Source organism: Melghirimyces profundicolus, from assembly GCF_003054245.1.
In the GTDB taxonomy this organism is placed as follows: Bacteria; Bacillota; Bacilli; order Thermoactinomycetales; family DSM-45169; genus Melghirimyces; species Melghirimyces profundicolus.
This window is the reverse complement of record NZ_QBKR01000025.1, coordinates 1-20,665: the sequence shown is the minus strand read 5'-3', so window position 1 is coordinate 20,665 and position 20,665 is coordinate 1. Positions and strand designations below refer to the sequence as shown.

The 20,665-nt window shown below is 57.9% G+C and carries 15 protein-coding genes; 3 read left to right on the top strand and 12 right to left on the bottom strand.

Annotated elements, in window-relative coordinates:
- Positions 1 to 66 precede the first annotated feature (66 nt).
- Positions 67 to 3,393: a vitamin B12-dependent ribonucleotide reductase gene (locus C8P63_RS15240; RefSeq protein ID WP_108025509.1), complete on the bottom strand. Its 3,327-nt coding sequence runs from the start codon at positions 3,391 to 3,393 to the stop codon at positions 67 to 69.
- A gap of 297 nt (positions 3,394 to 3,690) precedes the next feature.
- Between C8P63_RS15240 and dat the strand changes: the two genes are divergently transcribed.
- Positions 3,691 to 4,530, top strand: coding sequence for a D-amino-acid transaminase (gene dat, locus C8P63_RS15235; RefSeq protein WP_245920957.1), 840 nt, complete (start codon positions 3,691 to 3,693; stop codon positions 4,528 to 4,530).
- Between the two features lie 99 nt (positions 4,531 to 4,629).
- Here the strand turns inward: dat and C8P63_RS15230 are convergent, their stop codons facing one another.
- The 10 genes from C8P63_RS15230 to C8P63_RS15180 all read right to left on the bottom strand — a co-directional run bounded on the left by C8P63_RS15230 (position 4,630) and on the right by C8P63_RS15180 (position 17,699).
- Complete coding sequence (locus C8P63_RS15230) at positions 4,630 to 6,402, bottom strand: serine/threonine-protein kinase (RefSeq protein WP_108025507.1); 1,773 nt, start codon at positions 6,400 to 6,402, stop codon at positions 4,630 to 4,632.
- A gap of 587 nt (positions 6,403 to 6,989) precedes the next feature.
- Complete coding sequence (locus tag C8P63_RS15220) at positions 6,990 to 8,207, bottom strand: ribonuclease H-like domain-containing protein (RefSeq protein ID WP_170109700.1); 1,218 nt, start codon at positions 8,205 to 8,207, stop codon at positions 6,990 to 6,992.
- Positions 8,208 to 8,399: 192 nt separating this feature from the next.
- A complete protein-coding gene (locus C8P63_RS15215) occupies positions 8,400 to 9,140 on the bottom strand; it encodes an SDR family oxidoreductase (RefSeq protein WP_108025504.1) in 741 nt (246 codons plus the stop codon).
- A 20-nt stretch (positions 9,141 to 9,160) separates the two neighbouring features.
- A complete protein-coding gene (locus C8P63_RS15210) occupies positions 9,161 to 11,422 on the bottom strand; it encodes a DEAD/DEAH box helicase (protein WP_108025503.1) in 2,262 nt (753 codons plus the stop codon).
- Between the two features lie 129 nt (positions 11,423 to 11,551).
- The gene (locus C8P63_RS15205; protein WP_108025550.1) at positions 11,552 to 12,955 is read right to left on the bottom strand and encodes a hypothetical protein; all 1,404 of its coding nucleotides are present in this window, start codon (positions 12,953 to 12,955) and stop codon (positions 11,552 to 11,554) included.
- Positions 12,956 to 13,086: 131 nt separating this feature from the next.
- A complete protein-coding gene (locus C8P63_RS15200) occupies positions 13,087 to 13,551 on the bottom strand; it encodes a GNAT family N-acetyltransferase (protein ID WP_108025502.1) in 465 nt (154 codons plus the stop codon).
- Between the two features lie 113 nt (positions 13,552 to 13,664).
- Positions 13,665 to 14,498, bottom strand: a complete 834-nt coding sequence (locus C8P63_RS15195; RefSeq protein ID WP_108025501.1) for a lipoate--protein ligase family protein — start codon at positions 14,496 to 14,498, stop codon at positions 13,665 to 13,667.
- Between the two features lie 87 nt (positions 14,499 to 14,585).
- Positions 14,586 to 15,548: an NAD-dependent epimerase/dehydratase family protein gene (locus C8P63_RS15190; protein WP_108025500.1), complete on the bottom strand. Its 963-nt coding sequence runs from the start codon at positions 15,546 to 15,548 to the stop codon at positions 14,586 to 14,588.
- 114 nt (positions 15,549 to 15,662) lie between these two features.
- Positions 15,663 to 15,968: a hypothetical protein gene (locus C8P63_RS15185; protein WP_146172188.1), complete on the bottom strand. Its 306-nt coding sequence runs from the start codon at positions 15,966 to 15,968 to the stop codon at positions 15,663 to 15,665.
- Positions 15,969 to 15,974: 6 nt separating this feature from the next.
- Positions 15,975 to 17,699 (bottom strand): glycoside hydrolase family 3 protein, encoded by a 1,725-nt coding sequence (locus C8P63_RS15180; protein WP_211308293.1) that lies wholly within the window; start codon positions 17,697 to 17,699, stop codon positions 15,975 to 15,977.
- A 109-nt stretch (positions 17,700 to 17,808) separates the two neighbouring features.
- Here C8P63_RS15180 and C8P63_RS15175 point away from each other — a divergent pair, with 109 nt between their 5' ends.
- Both C8P63_RS15175 and C8P63_RS15170 read left to right on the top strand, forming a co-directional pair.
- The gene (locus tag C8P63_RS15175; RefSeq protein ID WP_108025498.1) at positions 17,809 to 19,002 is read left to right on the top strand and encodes an amino acid deaminase/aldolase; all 1,194 of its coding nucleotides are present in this window, start codon (positions 17,809 to 17,811) and stop codon (positions 19,000 to 19,002) included.
- Positions 18,999 to 20,297: a D-arabinono-1,4-lactone oxidase gene (locus C8P63_RS15170; RefSeq protein WP_245920954.1), complete on the top strand. Its 1,299-nt coding sequence runs from the start codon at positions 18,999 to 19,001 to the stop codon at positions 20,295 to 20,297. Before C8P63_RS15175 ends, C8P63_RS15170 begins: the two co-directional genes overlap by 4 nt.
- Before the next feature lie 119 nt (positions 20,298 to 20,416).
- On the opposite strand, the gene C8P63_RS15165 is transcribed toward C8P63_RS15170, so the two are convergent.
- On the bottom strand, positions 20,417 to 20,665 hold a 249-nt coding region (locus C8P63_RS15165; protein ID WP_146172187.1), incomplete at its 5' end, for a DUF779 domain-containing protein.

The following is a 20,665-nucleotide window of genomic DNA, read 5'->3' as shown; positions in this document are numbered from 1 at the left end:
ATAAACGGGGGTTCGTTGACAAAAAAATTCCCGCATCATCCGTTGATGCGGGAAACATTCTCATGATCAGGAGCAACCCGTGGTGGCACCGCAGTCCAGACAAACGTAGCAGGAACCGTTCCGTTTGGTCATCCCGCCGCATTCGATGCAGAGCGGGGCTCCGCTGGAAGCGCGGATGGCTTCCAGGTTGTCCTGTGGCGTTTCACGGCTGCCGGTAACTTCCTGGTATGCTTGTTTCAACTCCGAGCTGGCGCGGGCGGGAGTCCCTGTTCTCTCTTTCCGTTCCTCCGCTTCGACATGACCCCGTTTCCAGCGGTTTGCATAGATTCGGAGTTCCTCCTTCTTCGGGGGTACCTGCACAAAGTCGGTACGGCCCAAGTACTCCATCCCGAGAAGTCGGAAGACATAGTCAATCACCGAAGTGGCCATCTTGATGTTCGGATGGTTGACGGTCCCGGCCGGTTCAAAACGGGTGAATGTCATCGAATTGATGTACTTCTCCAGCGGAACACCGTGTTGCAACCCGAGGGAAACGGCCACGGCGAAGGCGTCCAACATCCCGCGCATGGTGCTTCCGGCCTTGTGCATGTCGATAAAGATCTCCCCGAGGGAACCATCTTCGTACTCCCCGGTCCGGACAAAAATCTTGTGGCCGGCCACCCGTGCTTCCTGGGTAATCCCGTCCCGCTTCCGGGGAAGGCGGCGGCGCACGCTGGGAACATGCCCTTTTGCGTAGACTTCTTTAATCTGGGAAGTGCCGGCGGTCAGGGCCTCCGCGGTTTCGAGCGGAGCTTCCGGGAGGGACTCCGCCTGTTCCTCCTCGTCTTCTCCCTTGTCGTCTCCACGGGAGTTGAGGGGTTGAGAACTCTTGGAACCATCCCGGTACAGTGCCACGGCTTTCAAACCCAGGGTCCACCCTTCATGGTAAGCGTGCTGGATATCTTCCACAGATGATTCTTCCGGCATATTGATCGTCTTGGAGATCGCTCCGGAGAGGAAGGGCTGGGCCGCGGCCATCATCCGAAGATGTCCCATGTAGTGGATGAACCGTTTCCCGTGCTTTCCGCAGGGGTTGGCGGTGTCAAACACCGGGTAATGTTCCTCTTTCAGATGCGGTGCCCCTTCGGTGGTCATCCGCCCGCAGATGACGTCATTGGCTTCTTCGATCTGGGCCCGGGTGAATCCGAGAGCCCGCAGGAAGTTGAAATCCGGCGATTGGTAGGTCTCCGGCCCGAACCCGAGACGCTTCATGCAATCTTCTCCCAGAACCCAGCTGTTGAAGGCGAAGGGGAGTTCAAAAACGGTCGGCAGGCTTTCTTCCACCCGGTCCAGTTCTTCGTCGGTCAATCCTTTCTCCTTCAGGGTTTCCCGATTGATGTGCGGCGCTCCGTCGAGGCTGAGGGTACCGGTGACGTAATTCAAGATGTCCCGGATCTCCTCTTCCCGGTAACCCAGGTTTTTCAAAGCCGGGCGGATCGATTGGTTGGCGATTTTGAAATAACCCCCGCCGGCCAGTTTCTTGAACTTCACCAAGGCGAAATCGGGCTCCACCCCGGTGGTGTCGCAATCCATCAGCAGACCGATCGTTCCCGTGGGCGCCAGCAGCGTAGCCTGGGCGTTGCGGTAACCGTGCTTCTCACCCAGTTCCAGGGCTTCATCCCAACTTTGGCGCGCCGCCTCCAACAGATCCGGCGGGCAGTGGGTCGGATGGATTCCCATCGGTTTGATGGTGAGATCCTCGTATTCCTCATCCGGGACGTTGTAAGCAGCCCGGCGATGATTTCGGATCACCCGGAGCATATGCTCCCGGTTGACCGGGAACGCCTTGAAGGGTCCCAGTTCCTTCGCCATCTCTGCCGATGCGGCGTAAGCGGTCCCGGTCATGATGGCGGTGACAGCCCCGGTGATGGCCAGCGCTTCGTCCGAATCGTACGGGATGCCCGACACCATCAGAACGGTACCGATGTTGGCGTAGCCCAGCCCCAGCGTCCGATATTCGTAGGAGAGTTTGGCGATCTCGCGTGACGGATATTGTGCCATCAGAACGGAAATCTCCAGCACGATGGTCCAGAGGCGGGAGGCGTGCTTCAGTGCCGGAATATCGAACCGGGTGTTCTCCACATCGAAAAACCGCAGCAGATTCAAGGACGCCAGGTTGCAAGCCGTGTTGTCCAGAAACATGTACTCGGAACAAGGGTTGGAAGCGTTAATCCGGTTGTGACGGGCTCCCAACTGCCCGTCGGTTCCGGCGGGACAAGTGTGCCATTCGTTGATGGTTCCATCGTATTGAAGGCCGGGATCGGCACACTCCCAGGCCGCCTCCGCGATCTGACGCCAGAGCTCTTTGGCCGGAACCGTTTTGCTCACTTTGCCGTCGGTCCGGCGGATCAGGTTCCAACCTCCCTCTTCCTCCAGAGCCTGGAAGAACTTGTGGGGAGCGCGCACGGAGTTGTTGGAGTTCTGCCCCGAAATCGTTTCATAGGCCTCCCCGTTGAAAGACGGGTCGTATCCGGCTTCGATCAAGGCACGCACTTTTTTCTCCTCGTTGGACTTCCAATTGATGAACTCTTCCACATCGGGGTGGTCCAGATCCAGGGTCACCATCTTGGCGGCACGACGCGTCGTTCCGCCGGACTTGATGGCTCCTGCGGCCCGGTCCCCGATTTTCAGGAAGGACAGCAAACCGGAAGAAGTGCCCCCACCGGAGAGCGGCTCCCCTTTCCCGCGAATGTTGGAAAAGTTGGAGCCGGTTCCGCTTCCGTACTTGAAAAGACGGGCTTCCCGGACCCAAAGGTCCATGATGCCCCCTTCGTTCACCAAGTCGTCTTCCACCGACTGGATGAAGCAGGCGTGGGGCTGGGGCCGGGTATAAGCGTCTTCCCCTTTCCTCAGTTCTTCCGTTTCCGGATCGACATAGTAGTGCCCCTGGGGCTTGCCTTTAATGCCGTAGGCATAGGCCAGCCCGGTGTTGAACCATTGAGGCGAGTTGGGAGCGGCCATCTGGTGAAGCATCATGTAAACGAGTTCATCGTAAAAGGCCTGAGCATCTTCCTCCGTATCGAAATAGCCGTATTTCTCGCCCCATTCACGCCAGCATCCCGCCAGCCGGTGGATCACCTGCTTGGCGCTCCGCTCGGGACCGGTGACAGGATTTCCTTCTTCATCCAGGATCGGATTCCCCGCGTCGTCGTACTGTGGAACACCGGCTTTCCGAAAGTACTTGGAGATCATGATATCGGCGGCCACTTGGGACCATTGCTTGGGGATCTCCGCCCCTTTCATCTCGAACACGACGGATCCATCCGGATTGGTGATGCGGCAGTCCCGTTTGTCATATTCGACGGTCTGATAGGGATCTTGACCTTTTCGGGTAAAATAGCGCTCGATTTTCAAAACCCGTTTCCCCCTCTTTCATGGCTTTCATTGCGATTCAATCCTGGATGTGTTTTTTATCGATTGATGAGAAAATCGCAATATGTAGGTTCTCAACTATTATACCACTACTATATATAGAGCAAAATCTGAATTTAACCGATAGAAGTCGTCCGGTGGGGCAAAGCGGTTTCCGGGCGATCTCACTGATTCTCACCGCCTTATTCAACGGTTGCTTTTTCCCGGTTTGATAAAAACGGTTGCCAAAACGGTCGGATTTCAGGCACACTTAGGCTAATCCTTCCCGAGGAGGCTGGCATCATGCAAATCCTTTTTGACGACAAATTCATTCCAAGAAACCAAGCCCGGGTGGACATCGAAGACCGGGGCTACCAATTCGGAGACGGGATCTACGAAGTCATCCGGGTATACGGAGGAAAGATGTTCTGCTTGGAAGCTCACCTCCGCCGCTTTGCGAAGAGTGCGTCCGAGATCCGGATGGAACTTCCCCACTCCCCGGAACGGTTGCAGATCCTGCTGGAGGAACTGGTCCGCACCAACGGTCTCACAGAGGGGAATGTCTACCTTCAGGCCAGCAGAGGAACCGCTCCGAGAAACCATCCTTTCCCGGAACATTGCCGGTCGCAGGTAGTGGCTTACACAATGGAAGCTTCCCGCCCGCTGCAAACATTGAAGGAGGGAATCCGCGCCATCACGGACCGGGATATCCGCTGGCTCCGCTGCGACATCAAATCCCTCAACCTGCTGGGAGCGGTGCTGGCGAAACAGAACGCCGTGGACCGCGGTTGCCAGGAAGCGATCCTCCACCGGGACGGACGGGTGACGGAGGGCAGCTCCACCAATGTCTTCATGGTTCGGGAAGGCACCCTCATCACCCATCCCGCCGACAACCTGATCCTCCACGGAATCACGCGGGAAGTTGTTCTGGAACTGGCACGGGAGGAGGGAATCCCCGTCCGGGAAGAAGCTCCCTCGGTGGAGGCCCTGTTCCGGGCCGACGAAGTGTTCATCACTTCCACCACCATGGAAGTCGCTCCCGTCATTTCCATCGACGGCCGGACCGTCGGGGAAGGCTCTCCCGGACCGGTAACACGAAGACTTCAAAACGCCTTTGAAAAACAAATCGGAAAGAAATAAACACAGCTGATCCATCATAACACAGGAAACGCCCTGACGTATACGTCAGGGCGTTTCATTCAATGGATACTTACCACCGATGGATGAGAGCGGTTGTCATCACTTGTTCATCAGGATGATTTCGGACTTGGTGATAATGGTGAAAGTGCGGATCGTAATGGGAGTGGTTGAGGTGGTCCGGATCTCCTGCACGGCTTGATCATGTTTCACGTTGACGAAAAACCCCTGTGAATTGCTGTTGATGCTCACCCGGGACTCCGTGGCCGGATGATATTTCTCACCGAGGAAACGGGTTCCCAGTTTTTCCGATTCGTACCCCACGCGGCTCAACTCCATGGTGCCGTTTCTCAGCCAGTCGAAGAGGTAGCGTTCCCCGTTGACGCTCTCCATCTCCATGCGGAGGGGATCTTCCTTGAAATCCTCCTTCCGCTTGAACACAAAGGAAGGTTTTTTGCTGTTTACCGTGACCCGGGCATCAGGGCCGACAGTGAAGGTGTTCCGGTAAAGCACCCCGTTTCCACTCACCAGTTCCCAAGGCTGCCAATCCATCCATTTGTTAAGGGAATCGCCGTTCCGTTCGATCTTGGCCACACCGGGACTTCCGAAGCGGGTCCCTTCCTCCCCCTTCAGTTCCACTTTAAAGTCGGAATCCATGGGAACCTGTCCGACTGCCACCCATTTTTTGGAGGATTCTTTCTCCGTCACAGAGACACGGAAGGGCTGTCCGGGAAAATAGTATATTTCCATCCGATAATGGCGGTGGGGTTTCACCTTGAAATCGTTCCCTGTCTTCATCAGATCGTAAGTTTCCCCGTTGATGTACTGAAACAGATGAATTTTGCCGTCCTTGTCCACCCGGACTCCGAAATCGGACTCAACGTTCTCGGAAACCAAAGAAAGGGTAAAGGGTTTGCCGTTTTTCTGTGTCAGCTCACCGAAAACCCGGAAGGATCCGTTCAGCGAGGGAGGAAGGGACTGTGTAATCGGCTTCTCCCGCTGGAATAAGATGTCCGAGTATGTATCTTTCCCCTCCCGCTGCAACCGGTTTTCCGCCTCCAGCTCCATTTCCGCGGCGGCGTCCCGGTTGTCGAGGAACAGCTCCTTTGCCGCCACCGCACCGAGAAGGAGAACGGCGACCACCGCGGCAGGGTAGACCAACCGACCGGCTGCGGATCTTTTCTTTTTGACGGGTCGCTTTTTCGATTTGGGGGGCACCGTTTTTTCGGCGGCCTCCAGGACGTTTTCCATGGACTGCTCCGGGGACATCGAGAGAAGAACCAGTTCCTTCATGGACTTGGGCAACTCCCGGATGCTCCGATCGGATTCGGGATTCTCCGGCCGCCGGTCCAGTTGGAAACCGGTCAGCAGAAAATGAAGGAGAAAACGCCACTTCTCATCCGCCTGTCTTTTGGAGAATTTTTCAAAACTGACGAACAAAACAAAGGGACGGGTTCCTTCCATGATGATATTTCTGGGATCCAGCGTGGTGAAGAGCGGGATCGGCAATTTGGACAGCCGGACCGCCGTTCTCAAAAGACGCCGGAAGACCGACAGGGCCTGAGCGGGTTCCATCCCCTGGCGGGGACGGATCATCAGGGAGAGAGGTTCGCCGGTCAAAGGAGGATGAACCAAAACAATCCGGTCCTGTTCTTCGATGACATCCAGTACCGGAGCCAAGTGTTCGTTCTCCAGATTGGTCAGCATTTCTTTCGAACCGGGGGGCAACGAGTCTTTGAGGGCGATTTCCTGCAGGAGCACCTGCATCCCATCCGGCGATTTTGCCGATATCAGCTGGCCGGAAAAAAAGGTGAGAACATCTTCCACCTGATAGTGCTCATAAAACCGGCCCCTCATTTTACCCGTGGACCTCATAGTGCTTTCCTCCTATGCAATAGTGCGGAAAATCCTTTGTCTATCATAGGATAGAGAGTATTAAAGCGAATTTTGATATTCACATGCCTGAAGGCGGGGAATCCTGGTTCATTCTGCCGAGCCGCGCCGGACAGTCCCCAAGTTTCAACCTTGTGCCCCACGGCAAATGCCTCACCCCTTTCTGCAGGATGCACCGGGCCCTGTTTTCTCCCGGATGGCAGGCAAGATCCATCCTCTCCCCGGTTCGGATCCGGTCCGTTCCCATGGTTCCGCACCTTTTTGATCCTCTCGCGCGATCGATTCTTTCTTGTCCGGGAGAGGGAACGTCACTTACCACCCATGAGAAATGGATGGATGACTTTTCGCCTCTGAAAAACATCCACAGTGGGTTTGGCATCTTTATCCTACGGTTCATTATGACATACAATATAAAAATTCGACAATGCTTCGATAAAAAAAAGAGAGAACAGGATCGTAAAGCCCGCTTTGCAGATATGACAGAAGGCTTTGCCGCTTTTTCGTCCTTGTCGATCCCTGTTTCTCCGCGCTTTTCTCCCCATTGACCGGGGCATTTCCGCTCGCAATGGCTAAAACAGGCTCCCTTCCCGTTTTTCCTCCAGTCTTCGGATGCGGTGTTTCAACGCCTCTCTTTCTTTGTCCGACACTCGGAGGCCCGTCCGCCGCCTTTTCGACAGGCGACGCAATGCTTCACGGGCCGTTCGGTACGCCGGTTCCATCTCCCGGGTCCGGTGCTCGAAATACTTGGCCAGTTCCACGCAGGGCTCCGGATTCCAGGCGTCTTCTTCCATCCATTCCGTCCAGAGGCGATGGGCATCGCTCCAGTTCCCCTGCCGCTTCAGGATCCGGGCGGATTCCCGGAACGCCTCCCTCCGGATGCGAAGGGGCACGGACGACCCGGACAGGAGCTCCCCGAACACACGGAGGGCGGGTTCGTCCTTTCCCCGGCTTTGCCACCATCTCCCCAGGGCCAATCCTTCTTCCGGGTATCCCGGAGGATGACGGCCTTCCAGCAGGTGATGGAGATGGATGAACAGGGCGACCAGGGACAGCACGTCCTGTTCATTGTGTCGGAAAACACCGTCCAATCCGGTCAGGTGCCCTTTTTTGAGGAAGTCGAAATAAAGCGCGGGAGCGAGGTGACCGGGAACATCGTCTTTCCGCTCCAACCCGAGACAGGCCGATTCCACGACCTGCAACCGGCAGGAGGGGAGAAAATCTCGCCAAAGCCGGCGGCTGGGATAGAGGAGATCACAGTGTTCCTTTGTCCCTTCCCACGGAAACCGGTGAAGGGTGGCTCGGGTTCGAAGCTGGTTCCAGTCGAAGGCCTTGCCGTTATAGGTAACCACCACTGAAAATGGCGCCACCCGTTCCAAGAAGTCTTTCAGGAGAGCCGCCTCATCTCCGACCCGGGGGAGAAAATAGTGTTCCACCACAAAGACGTCTTCCCGGAAGTAACCGATTCCGTACAGAAAAATCAGATTGCCCGCACCTGTCCCCAATCCGGTCGTCTCCGTGTCAAAAAAGAGCAGATCCTCCGGACCCGCCTCTTCCGGCAGAAGGAGGTCCGACCCTGCACCGGCCTCCCTCAGCTCCCCGAGGGACCATCGACCGATCTGTGTCTCCAAAGGGATCTCCTTGCGGCGGTGGAAATAGGTTCCGGAACCGTTTTCCCGCACGGAAAAACCGAGGGCCGCATCCGGCATTTCCGCCTTTACCGAAGCCGGTGAATCCGGCCTTTCCGTGTTTTTGAAATGCAAGCGCAACCGGTCGCGCAAGGAAGACATTCGCATCACTCCGTCCGGGCCATCAACCTGTCTGTCTATTGTATCAAATGGAGACGCAAAAAGGAGACCGCCTTCATCCGGGGTGTGAAACTACCTGAGGCTCCCCATTTAATAAAGGGTCACGCCTCATCCGCCCCTCCCATACAAAATCCGTCAAGCCCGGCCGGTGCCTGACGGATTTTGGCTTTTTCTTTATTTTTTCCGGTTGGTCGGACGGACGATGACTTCGTTGACGTTGACATTTTCCGGTTGGGTGACCGCATACGTGATGGAACGCGCGATGTCCTCCGACTCCAGCGGGGTGAGTTTCTGTTTGGCAAACATATCGGTCACGTCGGGATCCGTGATGTGTTGCGTCAATTCCGTGGCCACGGCTCCCGGAGAGATGTTGGTCACCCGAATTCCGGAACGGGAAAGTTCCTTCTCAAGACCCATGGAAAAGGCCCGGACAGCGTACTTGGTGGCGCTGTACACCGAGGAGGAAGGAAAAACCTCATGACCGGCCACCGATGAAACATTGACAATGTGTCCGCCGCCCCGTTTCAACATTCCCGGTAACACCGAATGGACGCCGAACAGCACCCCTTTGATATTGACGTCCACCATCCGTTCCCATTCCTCCACCTTCCCCTTGTCCAGGAAGGAAAGCAACATGACGCCCGCATTGTTCACCAGAATGTCGACGGAGCCCAGCTCCTCTTCCGCCCGACGGATCATGGATTCCACTTCTTCCCTGTTCGTGACATCTGTCGGGACCGCCATCACCCGGACATCCGTTTCGGCCCGGACTTTCTCCGCAAGCGCCGCCAGACGATCTTCCCTGCGGGCAGCCAGTACCACGGCCGCCCCTTCTCTTGCCAGATGGAGCGCCGTTGCCTCCCCGATCCCGCTGCTGGCTCCGGTAATCACTGCCGTTTTTCCTTTCAGTTGCATGAGATCCACTCCTTTTCCAGTCATATCGCGTGTTCGTCCAGTAATTCTTCGATGAGGGACAGGGTCAATCCTTTCCCCCTGCTTCCCGTTTCCACCGCCGGTCCCGTACAGGAAGGACACCCTTCTTCACAGGGACAACGACGAATGTGGTCCCGGGCCGTTTTCAGCAACTCCTTGTGGAGGTCAAACAGTTTTTCACTCAAACCCACTCCCCCGGGATATTTGTCGTAAAGAAACAAAGTCGGCTTTCCGTTGTGGACCGCCTTCACCTGTGCCGCCACACCGAGGTCCCGCGGATCGCACATCAGGTAGAGAGGGGCCAGATGCGCCAACACGTTGGCCAAGCCCACCAGACCCGACTGAAGATCTTCCCGGTTGAATCTGTCGGCGACCGCCTCTTCCACGGTCAGCCAGTAGGCGGTGGTGTGCATTTCCTCTTCCGGGAGGTGAATCGGTCCGGATCCGATGTTTTCGTGAGTGTTGAACTTGATCTTTTTGAAGAGGGTGGCCAGAGCATTGACGGTCACTTCCCCCATGTTTTTGCTCCGGTTCGGTCCGTCCCGCTCCTCCCGCTCCACCTCCAGCACCTTGAGCTGGACGGCCAGGTTGGCGTCGGTGTAATAATCCACATCCACCTGCCGGACGTAGGCTTTCTTCTCCTCATAATCCAGCTTCTCCACCTGGTATTGGACGCCCTCATGAAGGTAGATTGCCTCTTCATGGATCAGCGTCGGGGCGCTGAACCGGTCCACTTCACCCAGCACGCGGTGGTTGCCGGTCTCGCTGATGTCGATGACGATGAAATTTTCCTGGGCTGCGGACCGGAGGCTGATATCCTTCGCGGGAAAAGACTGGTCCATCCAATACCAACGGCCGCCCGTACGGTGCAGCACACGCTCCTCAACCAAAAAATCGAGGACCTCTTTCGTCGTGGCCACTCCGAATTCTTCCCCTTCTTCAAAAGGGAGTTCATAAGCCGCGCACTTGATGTGATTCACCAGGATCACCAGGTTGTCCGGCTGGACAAGGGCGTGTTCCGGGGTCTGCTTCAGGAAGTATTCCGGGTGTTCGATCACGTACTGATCCAGGGGGTTGCTGGAAGCCACGAGAAACGTGACCGAAGCCCCCTGCCGCCGCCCCGCCCGGCCCGCCTGCTGCCAGGTGCTGGCGATGGTCCCCGGATACCCGCAGATCACGCAGGCTTCCAGTTCTCCGATATCGATCCCCAGCTCCAGAGCGTTGGTGGAAACCACCCCCCGCACATCCCCCGTGCGGAGGCCCTGTTCGATGGCCCGCCGCTGAGTGGGAAGATATCCTCCCCGGTACCCGCGGACCTTGCCGGGAAGCACTTCCTGGAGATAAGTGAGGAGGACCTCCACCCGCACCCGGGAGCGGGCGAACACGATGGTCTGCACATCGTTTCGGATCAGTTCCTCCGCCAGGCGCCTCGCCTCCAGCACGCTGCTCCGCCGGATGCCGAGGGCCGGGTTGACCACCGGCGGGTTGAAGAAGACGAAATGTTTTTCATCCGTGGGAGCGCCGTTGTTATCCACGAGGGTGACGGAAGAACCTGTCAGTTTTTCCGCGAAGGCCTGCGGATTGGCGATGGTGGCGGAAGACAGGATAAACTGCGGATCGGAACCGTAGTGACGGCAAATCCGCTTCAGACGGCGCAGAACGTTGGCAAAATGGCTGCCGAACACTCCGCGGTAAGCATGGAGCTCATCGATGACAATGTACCGAAGGTTTTCAAACAGCTTTACCCATTTGGTGTGATGGGGAAGGACCGCCTGGTGGAGCATGTCGGGATTGGTCACCACGATGTGGCCGGCTCTCCGGATCGCCTGCCTCGCCGCGGCCGGAGTATCCCCGTCATATGTATACCCTTTGATGTCCCTTCCCATAGCCTCGATCAAGCGGTTTAATTCCGCCATCTGGTCATGGGCCAGTGCCTTGGTGGGAAAGATGTAGAGCGCCCTGGCTTCGGGCTCCTCCAGGATCCGCTGAAGGACGGGCAGGTTGTAACAGAGGGTTTTACCCGAAGCGGTGGGAGTGACCGTCACGATGTTATTCCCTTCCAAGACCTTCTCCACGGCCGTCGCCTGGTGGGTGTACAGTTCCCGGATGCCCCTGGACCGGAGAACTTCCACCAGATCCGGGTGGAGCCGGCGGGGGAAACCGGCAAATCGGGCCGGTTTTGCGGGAACGGTTTCCCAACGGGTCACGTGTTTCCGGATATCGACCCGGCTTTTCATATGATCGATCAACATCTTGGCGTTCATCGGTTTCTCCTCCCTATCCGGAGAATACCGAAAGCACGTTCGGGAATCAAGGACTTCTTCTCTCTTCCAAGGATCCTGACACTAAAAAGCCCCATCCCAAGGAGATGGGTGCTTGGAAGTCCGCCGCCATCACCAGAGGATCAGAGCGACGAGGGTGGAGACGATGAGGCCCGCCACCACCGGGACGAAATTTTTATGGACCAGTTCCATCACGGACACTCCTGCGAATCCGGCCACCGCCACCAGGGAAGACCAGGCGACCAAGGTCCCTCCCCCCGTCCAGATACTCCCCATCTGGCCGATGGCGGCGAGTGTCGCCGGATCCAGCCCCGAGGTTTCGGCGAGGGCCGCGGAAAGTCCGCCGGTCAAAGGCAACCCGGAAAAACCCGAACCGTCCAGCCCCGTGAGCATCCCGATCACCAGGATACCGAAAGCGATGACCCCCCCGCTGTCCGGAATCATCGCCTGGCCCGCCTGGACCAGATCGAACAGGAAGGACGGGGCGTTTTGACCCACGCCAAGGATCTCCCCGGAAAAATCCCCGCTCCCCAGGAAAAAGAACCCGGCGATGGGAACAACGGGACCCATCACCCGAAAAGCGAAGAGGAACCCCTCCACCAAGTACTCGCTGATCTGGTCCGGGGCGTTCCCCCGGGCATGTGCAAAGGTGGAGAGAATAAGCAGCACGGCGGCCACACCCCCGATGAACGCGGCGCCTTCCGCCCCCTCCACCCCCCCTTCGCCCTTTGCCACTTTGGTGTACACCATGTAGCCCATCGCGGACAAAAGGGAGAAGGGCACCAGCACCGCCATCCCTTTCGCGGATGAAAACCGCCCCGGACGGGGTGGAAGCCCCCTCTCTCCCCCGCCGGAGAAAACCAGGGGCTCCGCACTTTCCCGGCCGATCGTTTTCCTCATACTCCCATAAGCCCAAACGAGGGCGACCGAGCCGGTGATCAGAGAGAGAACCATCGCTTTGTCCGCCACAGCCGAGGGGTCGATCCCCCCGGCTTTGGCACTCAAGACCGGGGCCACCTGCATCACGTAATCGGAAGAGAGAGCCATTCCCTGACCGGCGATGGCGATCGTCACCGCTCCCCCCATCGCCGGAAGTCCCGCCCGGATCGCCGGTGGAATCAAAAGAGCTCCGATCAGCGGAACCGCCGGGGTGGGCCAGAAGAACAGGGAAAGGACATAGGTGACCGCCGCCAGGAGAAAATAGGAGACATGGCCGTTCACCATCATTTTCCGGAACGGAACCATCATGATCCGATCCGCCCCAAGATCCTTTAACGAACGGAGCAACGCCGCCATGAAGGTGATGATCAGGAAAATGCCGAACAATTCCCTGGCAGCCACCAGGTTGGCGTTAAAAACGGCCTGAAGGCCGGAAACCAAACTGTCCAGATGAACCCAGACAACCAACAACGTTCCGATCAGGGTGGGCAATACCACGCTCCTCTTCAGGAGCATGGTCAGAATCACCCCCAGGGTCACCGCCGCATAGGTTCCGTGTGCCACTGACAACTCCATGCCCGGGCACCGCCTTTCCCGATGTTTGACGTCGTTTTTCATTTCACCGTATGTAGGCGGTGATCGATCTGTTCCCTGGCAATCCCCCTGTGAACACCGGAAAACCCCCGTCCTTCAACGGGGGTTTTCACCTACAATTCCTTTTCAAACTGGACGGCGTCGAAGTTCTGGCCCGGCCAGCGGGTGACTCCGATCTTTTTGTAACCCATTTTGGAGTAGAGTTTGGGCAACCAGGGATGTTCTTTGGCCGTATCCAGGTAAATTTTCCGGCGACCTCGTTTCCGGGCGCGTTCTTCCGCGTAATCCATCAACATCTTCCCCAAGCCCTGTCCCCTCAGGTCGGGCGAAATGCTGAACCATCCCAAGGTGTCTTTTTTCTCATCGTTTTCCTGCAGACGAACAGTCCCTTTTACCTGATCTTCCTCGTCCACCAGAATATATATCTCATCGCGCTTCAGACTGTGTTCCACTCTGGAGAGCGAAACATCCGTCGCTTCCATGTTGAAACCCTGCTCCCTGATGGGGCGATACGCCCGGTGAAGCTGTTCCCGGATCGCTTGAGCATCTTTGAGTTCGGCTTGGCGAATCGTCCACATGGGTATCTTTCCATCCCTCCCGGTATTGGTTGAAGGCCCACAGGGGAGGCCTTTCCAGGGGGGAATTATATACCCGTGCAACCTTCGGGAAAACCGTTAAACCATGTATGACACTATTTTTTCATATTCCAGTCGTCCCGGCCGTACCGCGACGCCACCAAACGGCGGACGAGATCTTCTTCGTAAGGGGTTAACTCTCCCGGTTCGAGGCGAATGTCCATCCCCTTCTCAAAACCGCGGGTGAAGGCCTCGACCGCCTCTTCCACGGTCACCGGCTCCTCCCTTAATTCATTGATCGCCACCGCTTTTTTCACAAATCCGTCTTTCAGCCGATCTTTCACCCGCTCCGAGGAAAAACGGAGCACGTCGAACAACAGATCCACGTCCAGATCGAGCAGGATGGAACCGTGCTGCAAAATGACACCCTTCTGCCGCGTCTGGGCACTTCCGGCCACTTTGCGCCCTTCCACCACCAGTTCGTAGTTGGAGGGGGAGTCAAAACAGGCCGCCGAACCCAGGGAGGCGTACTTTTCTTTCTCTTCCTCCGTTTCCAGGGGGATCATTTCCGCCTTAAGTCCCAGTTTACGGAACCCTTCCAAAAGACCGGTACTGATCACACGGTAAGACTGGGTGACGGAGGTGGGCATGCCGGGGTAATCTTCCCCCACGATGACACTGTAGGTCACTTCCTTGTCGTGGAGGACCGCCCGGCCTCCGGTGGGGCGCCGGACAAACCCCAGCCCCTTTTTCCTCACCTGTTCCAAATCGATTTCTTTGTTCACTTTCTGAAAGTATCCGATGGACAGCGTGGCAGGATCCCAACCGTAGAAACGGATGGTGGGAGGGGTCTTCCCCTCGCTTTGGGAGATCAGGATCGCCTCATCGATGGCCATGTTTTCAGCGCTGTTTTTCCATCCTGTATTTAAAAGTCGCCAGGTTTTCTCCATTTCACACCAGCCCCTCTTGTTTCGAATCCAGAATCATTTTACCTGTTCATGGGACCGGCGACAAACCATTCATGACAGACGGCCGTTTTAACCCATCCATTCGACGGAGTCCCGGATGGTCTCCTCCAGGGGCCTCCGCTTATACCCCAACTCCCGTTCCGCCTTGGCGGAGTCGTAGTAGACATCCCGCCCGCACAAACGGGCCAAATCCCAGGCCAGCGGAGCTTCCCTTCCCTTCAAAAAGCCCACGGCTTCTCCCCCCACTGCCACTCCCAGGGCGGCCAACCGGGGGAGGGTTCGGATGGTCCTTCCCGTTCCCGCGGTGTCGGCGATCATCTGGAACGCCTCCCGCAGGGAGAGGTTGCTTCCCCCGAGGATATAGCGCTCCCCTGTTCGTCCTTTTTTCGCGGCGAGAAGGTGCCCTTCCGCCACATCCCTCACATCACAGAGATTCACCCCGCTGTCCGGAGCCATCTTCAAACGATCCCGTGCCACTTCCCGGACAAATCCGGGATGGGACTCCCCCAGGATGACGGTAGGATTGACCACCACTCCCGGAAGGCTGCCGGCATCGGTCTCCCTCAACACAATTCTCTCCGCCTCCCGTTTGGCCATGGCATATCCGTTATTCATCCGGTCCCCGTTGAACGGAAAGCTTTCCACCGCCGGCTGGGCGCTCAGGGAGAAGCCCACCGCGGCGGCAGAGCTGGTATGGACGAACCGGTCCACCCCGGAACGGACCGCCTCCCGCACCATGTGTCCGGTTCCCTTCACATGGCTGTCGGTCATCCGCTGCCGGAGCGCTCTCCCCCATGCCACATCCCCCGCCGTGTGAAACACCCACTCCATCCCGCGGGCGCAATTCCGGAGGCTTTCCGGCTCCAGCACGTTCCCCTTGATAAACCTGACCTCTTTTCGCACCGCTTCCGGCAACCGGTCTTTTTTCGACTCCCGCCGGTACAGGACGGACACCTCATGTCCCTGTTCCAGCAGACAGCGAACCAGGTGCCGCCCCAAAAACCCTGTCCCGCCGGTGACCAATACGCGCATCGCCTACGCCCCTTTCCCTCCGGTTAGAATCTTTCTATCACAGCGTAACCCATCGGTTTCGGCCTTGTCGATCTTCATTTTGTCCGCCTCCGATGCCAGTACCGCACGTTCCGGTTATACTTTTTCTTGAATGGGATTCAGCCGCTGCGGCCAAAGAGGAGGCGTAACATGGACGAAATTCTCAGCCGACGGGAGACCGAAGAGGCTCTCCGGCGACACCCCAGGGGAAAAGCCCACGGTCACGAAATTGCGGACAAGCACCGGAAAAACTGCCGTGAAAAGTCCTTTATCCGAAATGAAGAAGGAGAAATCAGCAAGGTGATAGGGCAATGTCTCCCTGTTCCGCATGCTTCCCCCTTCCTGCAGCGTGCTTCTCCCACGTTCAAAAAAGAACCCTGGCTTCCCAGGGTTCTTTTTCACGGTCCTTCACTCCCCGTAGGTGAGGCCATGGCCGTAGTCATACAGGCCCGGAATGGTGACCGGCAGTTTGCCCGCGGGTGGGTGGGTCCCAAACAGGGTGTCCACCGCGGCCTCAAGGGAGACGGAACGGAAGCCGTAGGCGGTCACATAGGCCTCTGCACCCGGGAAGTCCTTGATGTCATAGGGGTTTCGGAAAGCGACCACCACCATGGGTTTGTCCAGTTCCTCCAAGGCCCGGACCAGCTTCGACTGTTGCGGATACAGGCTGGCGGAATAAGTCCCCACCAGGAGGATATCCTGCCCTTTTGCCATCTCCACCGCTTCTTCAATCACCGCGTCCGACGGATTGACCGGCCGGACGTGCATTTCCTCCGTATTGGCGTGATATTTCTCCACCCGGTCCCGGAGGGAAAACTGGCTGATAATTCCCAGCTTTTTCTCCTCGTCCATCTTCAGGGGGAGAAGGTGGTGATCGTTTTTCACCAGGGTGATGGACCGGTTGGCCAATTCCCGGGCTTTTTCCAAGTGTTCCGGTGTCCCCACCCGTTCCGGCACCCGGTCCACATCCACCTGCCGCTCACGGAACAAACCGTATTTTGCTTTTACCCTCAGGATTCGGCGGACCGATTGGTTGATTCGTTGCTCGGAGATTTCACCGGAACGGACAGCCTCCGTGATCGTATCCGCCACTTCGATCTGCTCGTCCGCCGTCATGGCGGGGGTCAGCAGGATGAGATCCGCACCTGCGTCCACCGCTTTCAACGCCGCCTGGGGAACACCGCCGAAATAATCGGCCACTCCGGCCATGGTCATGGCATCGGTGATGATCAACCCTTCATATCCCATCTCTTTCCGCAGGAGTCCGGTCAGTATCGGCTTGGACAGGGTCGCCGGCAGATCCGGCGTGTCATCCAGGGCGGGAACGTGGATATGAGCCGTCATGATCGCGTCGATTCCTTCGTCAACGGCCCGCTGAAAGGGCACCAGCTCCACCTTTTCCAGCTCGCCCCTGCTCTTGTCGATCACCGGAAGCCCCAGGTGGGAATCCACGTCCGTATCCCCGTGACCCGGGAAGTGTTTGGCGGTGGCAATCACCCCGTTATTTTGGTACCCACGGATCGCTTCGGCTCCCAGATCCGCCACCAGGCCCGGATCCTCCCCGTAGGAACGAACCCCGATCACCGGATTGTCCGGGTTGACGTTGACATCGAGCACCGGGGCCAGGTTCATGTTGATGCCCACCGCCCGCAGTTCTTCCGCCGTCAGCTTTGCGGCTTCACGAGACCCCGCCGGATCCCGTCCCGCTCCCAGAGCCATGTTCCCCGGCAGTTCCGTGGCACCCATGGTCATACGGGCCACCACGCCTCCCTCCTGATCGGTGGAAATCAACAAGGGCAGCTTCAGTCGGGTGTCCATGGCGATCTCCTGAAGCCCGTTGGTGAGGCGCGCGGTCTGCTGCGGTGTCTGAACGTTATCGGAGTAGGAAAAAAGGATCACGTTTCCCGCATGGGCGTCCGTCAGCAACCGCCGGATCTCCTCCGTCGGCTCCGATCCGTAGAAGCCCACCATCATCATTTGACCGACCTTCTCCTCCAGGGTCATGTCCTTCAGGATTTTGTTCACGTTGATTTTTTTTGCCTTCTCCTCTTTGACCGCCCCCGCCGGTGTGGCGAACCATGTCACCGCGAGCGCCAAGACCAGGAACAACACCACTGCCTTCCGATATCTCAACCTCTCCCTCTCCCTTCGGTATTGATAGGTACGGCCTGTATCTATTATTCTAAATTTGTTCCCAAAAGTTTGAAAGGGTTTAATTTTTCGTATTTAAGGGGGTGGCAGGGTGTCTCAGCCAAGCTACACGGATTACAAACGTTGGTCGTCCCGCCTTTCCAAACCCTTCGCTTATCTGGACCTCGACCTCCTGGAAGAAAACATGAGGAAGATCCGGGAAGCCGGAGGCGGAAAACGAATTCGCCTGGCCAGCAAATCCCTTCGCAGCGTGCCGGTGATCCGGTATATCCTGGATTCCGGCGATCCCTTCCGGGGGGTGATGTGCTATGCGGCAGAGGAAGCCCTTTTCCTGGCACAGAGGGGACTGGACGATCTCCTCGTCGCCTATCCCGTCTGGGATGCCGGAGCCATCCGGGCCGTCGCCGCTGTGGTGAAAAAAGGTGCTTCCCTTACCCTGATGGTGGACTGTCCGGAACATGTGGACCGAATCGCCGCTGTTGCCCGGGAAGAGGGGACCGTGCTCCCCGTCTGCCTCGACATGGATCTCTCCGTCTCCTTCCCCGGCCTTCATTTCGGTGTCCACCGCTCCCCTCTCTCCTCACAGGAAGACTTTCTCAGAGTGGCGGATCACATCCGGCAATCGGAACATGTGAGGTTGGACGGAGTGATGGGATACGAGGCGCAGGTGGCCGGTGTGGGGGATCGGGTGCCCGGCCAACCTTTGAAAAACGGCCTGGTTCGCCTGCTGAAACGACACTCCGTCCGCCGGACAGCCCGGTTGCGGAAGGAGTGGGTTTCGGCCCTTCGAAATCGGGGGCACCAACTTCGCTTCATCAACGGCGGGGGCACCGGGAGCCTCCGTGAGACCGCGATGGAGGAAACCGTGACCGAGGTGACGGTGGGATCGGGGTTTTACGCCCCCCTGCTCTTCGACCACTACCGTTCCTTCCGGTACCGGCCGGCCGCCGGCTTTGCCCTGGCAGTCACACGCAAACCCAAACCCGGCCTTTATACTTGTTCCGGCGGCGGATTCGTCGCCTCGGGAGCGGCGGGCCCGGACAAACTCCCCCGGCCCGCCCTGCCGGAAGGCGCCCGCCTCACTCCCCTCGAAGGAGCCGGAGAAGTCCAGACCCCCGTCCGGTGGGAAGGATCCCCGGAACTGGAGCTGGGTGACCCGATTTTTTTCCGCCACGCCAAAGCGGGAGAGTTGTGTGAACACTTCCGGGAACTCATCGTCGTCTCCGGCAGGAACGTGGTGGACCGATTTCCCACCTATCGGGGGGAAGGGAGGTGCTTCCTTTGAAGCAACCCATTTCCAACTGGTCCGGCTCCGTCCGTTTTTCCCCCGGTGAAATCGCGCGGCCCGGAACGGAAGAAGAGGTCTCCGCACTCATCCGCTGCGCCCGGAATTCGGGTCAAACCATCCGGACGGTCGGGTCCGCCCACTCCTTCACCCCCTTGGTGGAAACCGACTCCATCCTGGTCTCCCTGGAGCGGATGGAAGGGGTGGAAGAGGTGGATTTCGACAGGAAACTCGCTTCCGTTCGAGCCGGTTCCACACTGAAAACCCTGGGCAACACCTTCCTCCATCAAGGTTGGTCCTTCGAGAATCTGGGGGACATCAACGCCCAATCCATCGCCGGTGCTGTCAGTACAGGCACCCATGGTACGGGGGTCCGACTGGGCTGCCTGTCGGAACAGGTGGAATCCCTCACGCTGGTCCCCGCCGACGGGATATCCATCCACTGCTCGGCGGAGCGGAACGCCGAGCTCTTCCAAGCCGCCCGCGTCTCCTTGGGAAGCCTCGGAATCCTGACCCGGATCCAACTCCGGGTGAAACCGTTGTACCGGCTGCGCTACGAAAGCCGGCGACTTCCGCTGGGAAGCGTGATGGAAAAACTGGAGGAACACAAAGCAAATAACCGGCATTTTGAGTTCTATTGGTTTCCCTACACCAACACGGTCCAGGCCAAGTTCCTGAACCCGACCGAATCACCCGCCTCCGGCAAGGGTTGGTGGTCTTCCTTCAACAAACTCGCTCTGGAAAACGGAGCGTTCTGGATTCTCTCGGAAGCGGCCCGGCTGGTTCCCCGGCTCTGCCCGGCGGTCAGTCGGATCTCCGCCCGGGGGGTCCCCCGGTTCGAAGAGATCGGAGACAGTCAGTCCCTCTTCGTCACCCCCCGCCTCGTCCGTTTCAATGAGATGGAGTACGGCCTACCGGCGGAGGCTCTCCCATCCGTCCTGGAAGAGATGAAAGCTTCCATTCAACATCACCGGTTCCCCGTTCATTTCCCTGTGGAAATCCGGTTTGTCAAAGGGGACGACATCTGGCTCAGTCCCGCATATGAACAGAACTCCGCCTTTGTTGCCGTCCATATGTACAAAGGGATGCCCCACCGGGACTATTTCGCCGCGATGGAACGAATCTTTCTTCGATACGGGGGGCGCCCCCATTGGGGAAAGATTCACAGTCTGGAAGCGAAAGACCTGGCCCGCCTCTACCCCCGATGGGAAGACTTTCTCCGTGTCAGGCGGAAGCTCGACCCGGAAGGACTCTTTCTCAACCCTTATCTGCGGCGGATCTTCGGGGTGGAGTGACGGATCGACTGTGCCCGCTTCCCAATGGACAACCCTTCTGCAGAAAAAAAGCGGGCCGGCATCAGCGGGCCCGCGTTCCATATTCAGATATCGGATAGAATGGGAGGTGCCGTGCCGTCTTACGCTTCCACCGGCTCCAGGTTTTCCGCTTCCTCCCGGGTGTAGGGACGGGAGCGGATCAGAAACCGGATCCCCAAGGGAATCTCCAGGGAAAAGGAGGCCCCCCTTCCCTCAGTGATGTCCACGGTAAGCTGGGTGTGTTTCCAGTATTCGAACTGGGAACGGGACATGTAGAAGTCACATCCGTGGATTTCACCCAAGCGGACATCGCTCAGACCCGTCCGGAATTCCCCTTTCCGAAAACACAT

What these genes read in the sequence shown, in the direction of transcription:
- C8P63_RS15230 (WP_108025507.1), bottom strand. Translation starts at nt 6,402, where the DNA reads ATGAGGTCCACGGGTAAAATGAGGGGCCGGTTTTATGAGCACTATCAG.
- C8P63_RS15220 (WP_170109700.1), bottom strand. Translation starts at nt 8,207, where the DNA reads ATGTCTTCCTTGCGCGACCGGTTGCGCTTGCATTTCAAAAACACGGAA.
- C8P63_RS15215 (WP_108025504.1), bottom strand. Translation starts at nt 9,140, where the DNA reads ATGCAACTGAAAGGAAAAACGGCAGTGATTACCGGAGCCAGCAGCGGG.
- C8P63_RS15210 (WP_108025503.1), bottom strand. Translation starts at nt 11,422, where the DNA reads ATGAACGCCAAGATGTTGATCGATCATATGAAAAGCCGGGTCGATATC.
- C8P63_RS15205 (WP_108025550.1), bottom strand. Translation starts at nt 12,955, where the DNA reads ATGGAGTTGTCAGTGGCACACGGAACCTATGCGGCGGTGACCCTGGGG.
- C8P63_RS15200 (WP_108025502.1), bottom strand. Translation starts at nt 13,551, where the DNA reads ATGTGGACGATTCGCCAAGCCGAACTCAAAGATGCTCAAGCGATCCGG.
- C8P63_RS15195 (WP_108025501.1), bottom strand. Translation starts at nt 14,498, where the DNA reads ATGGAGAAAACCTGGCGACTTTTAAATACAGGATGGAAAAACAGCGCT.
- C8P63_RS15190 (WP_108025500.1), bottom strand. Translation starts at nt 15,548, where the DNA reads ATGCGCGTATTGGTCACCGGCGGGACAGGGTTTTTGGGGCGGCACCTG.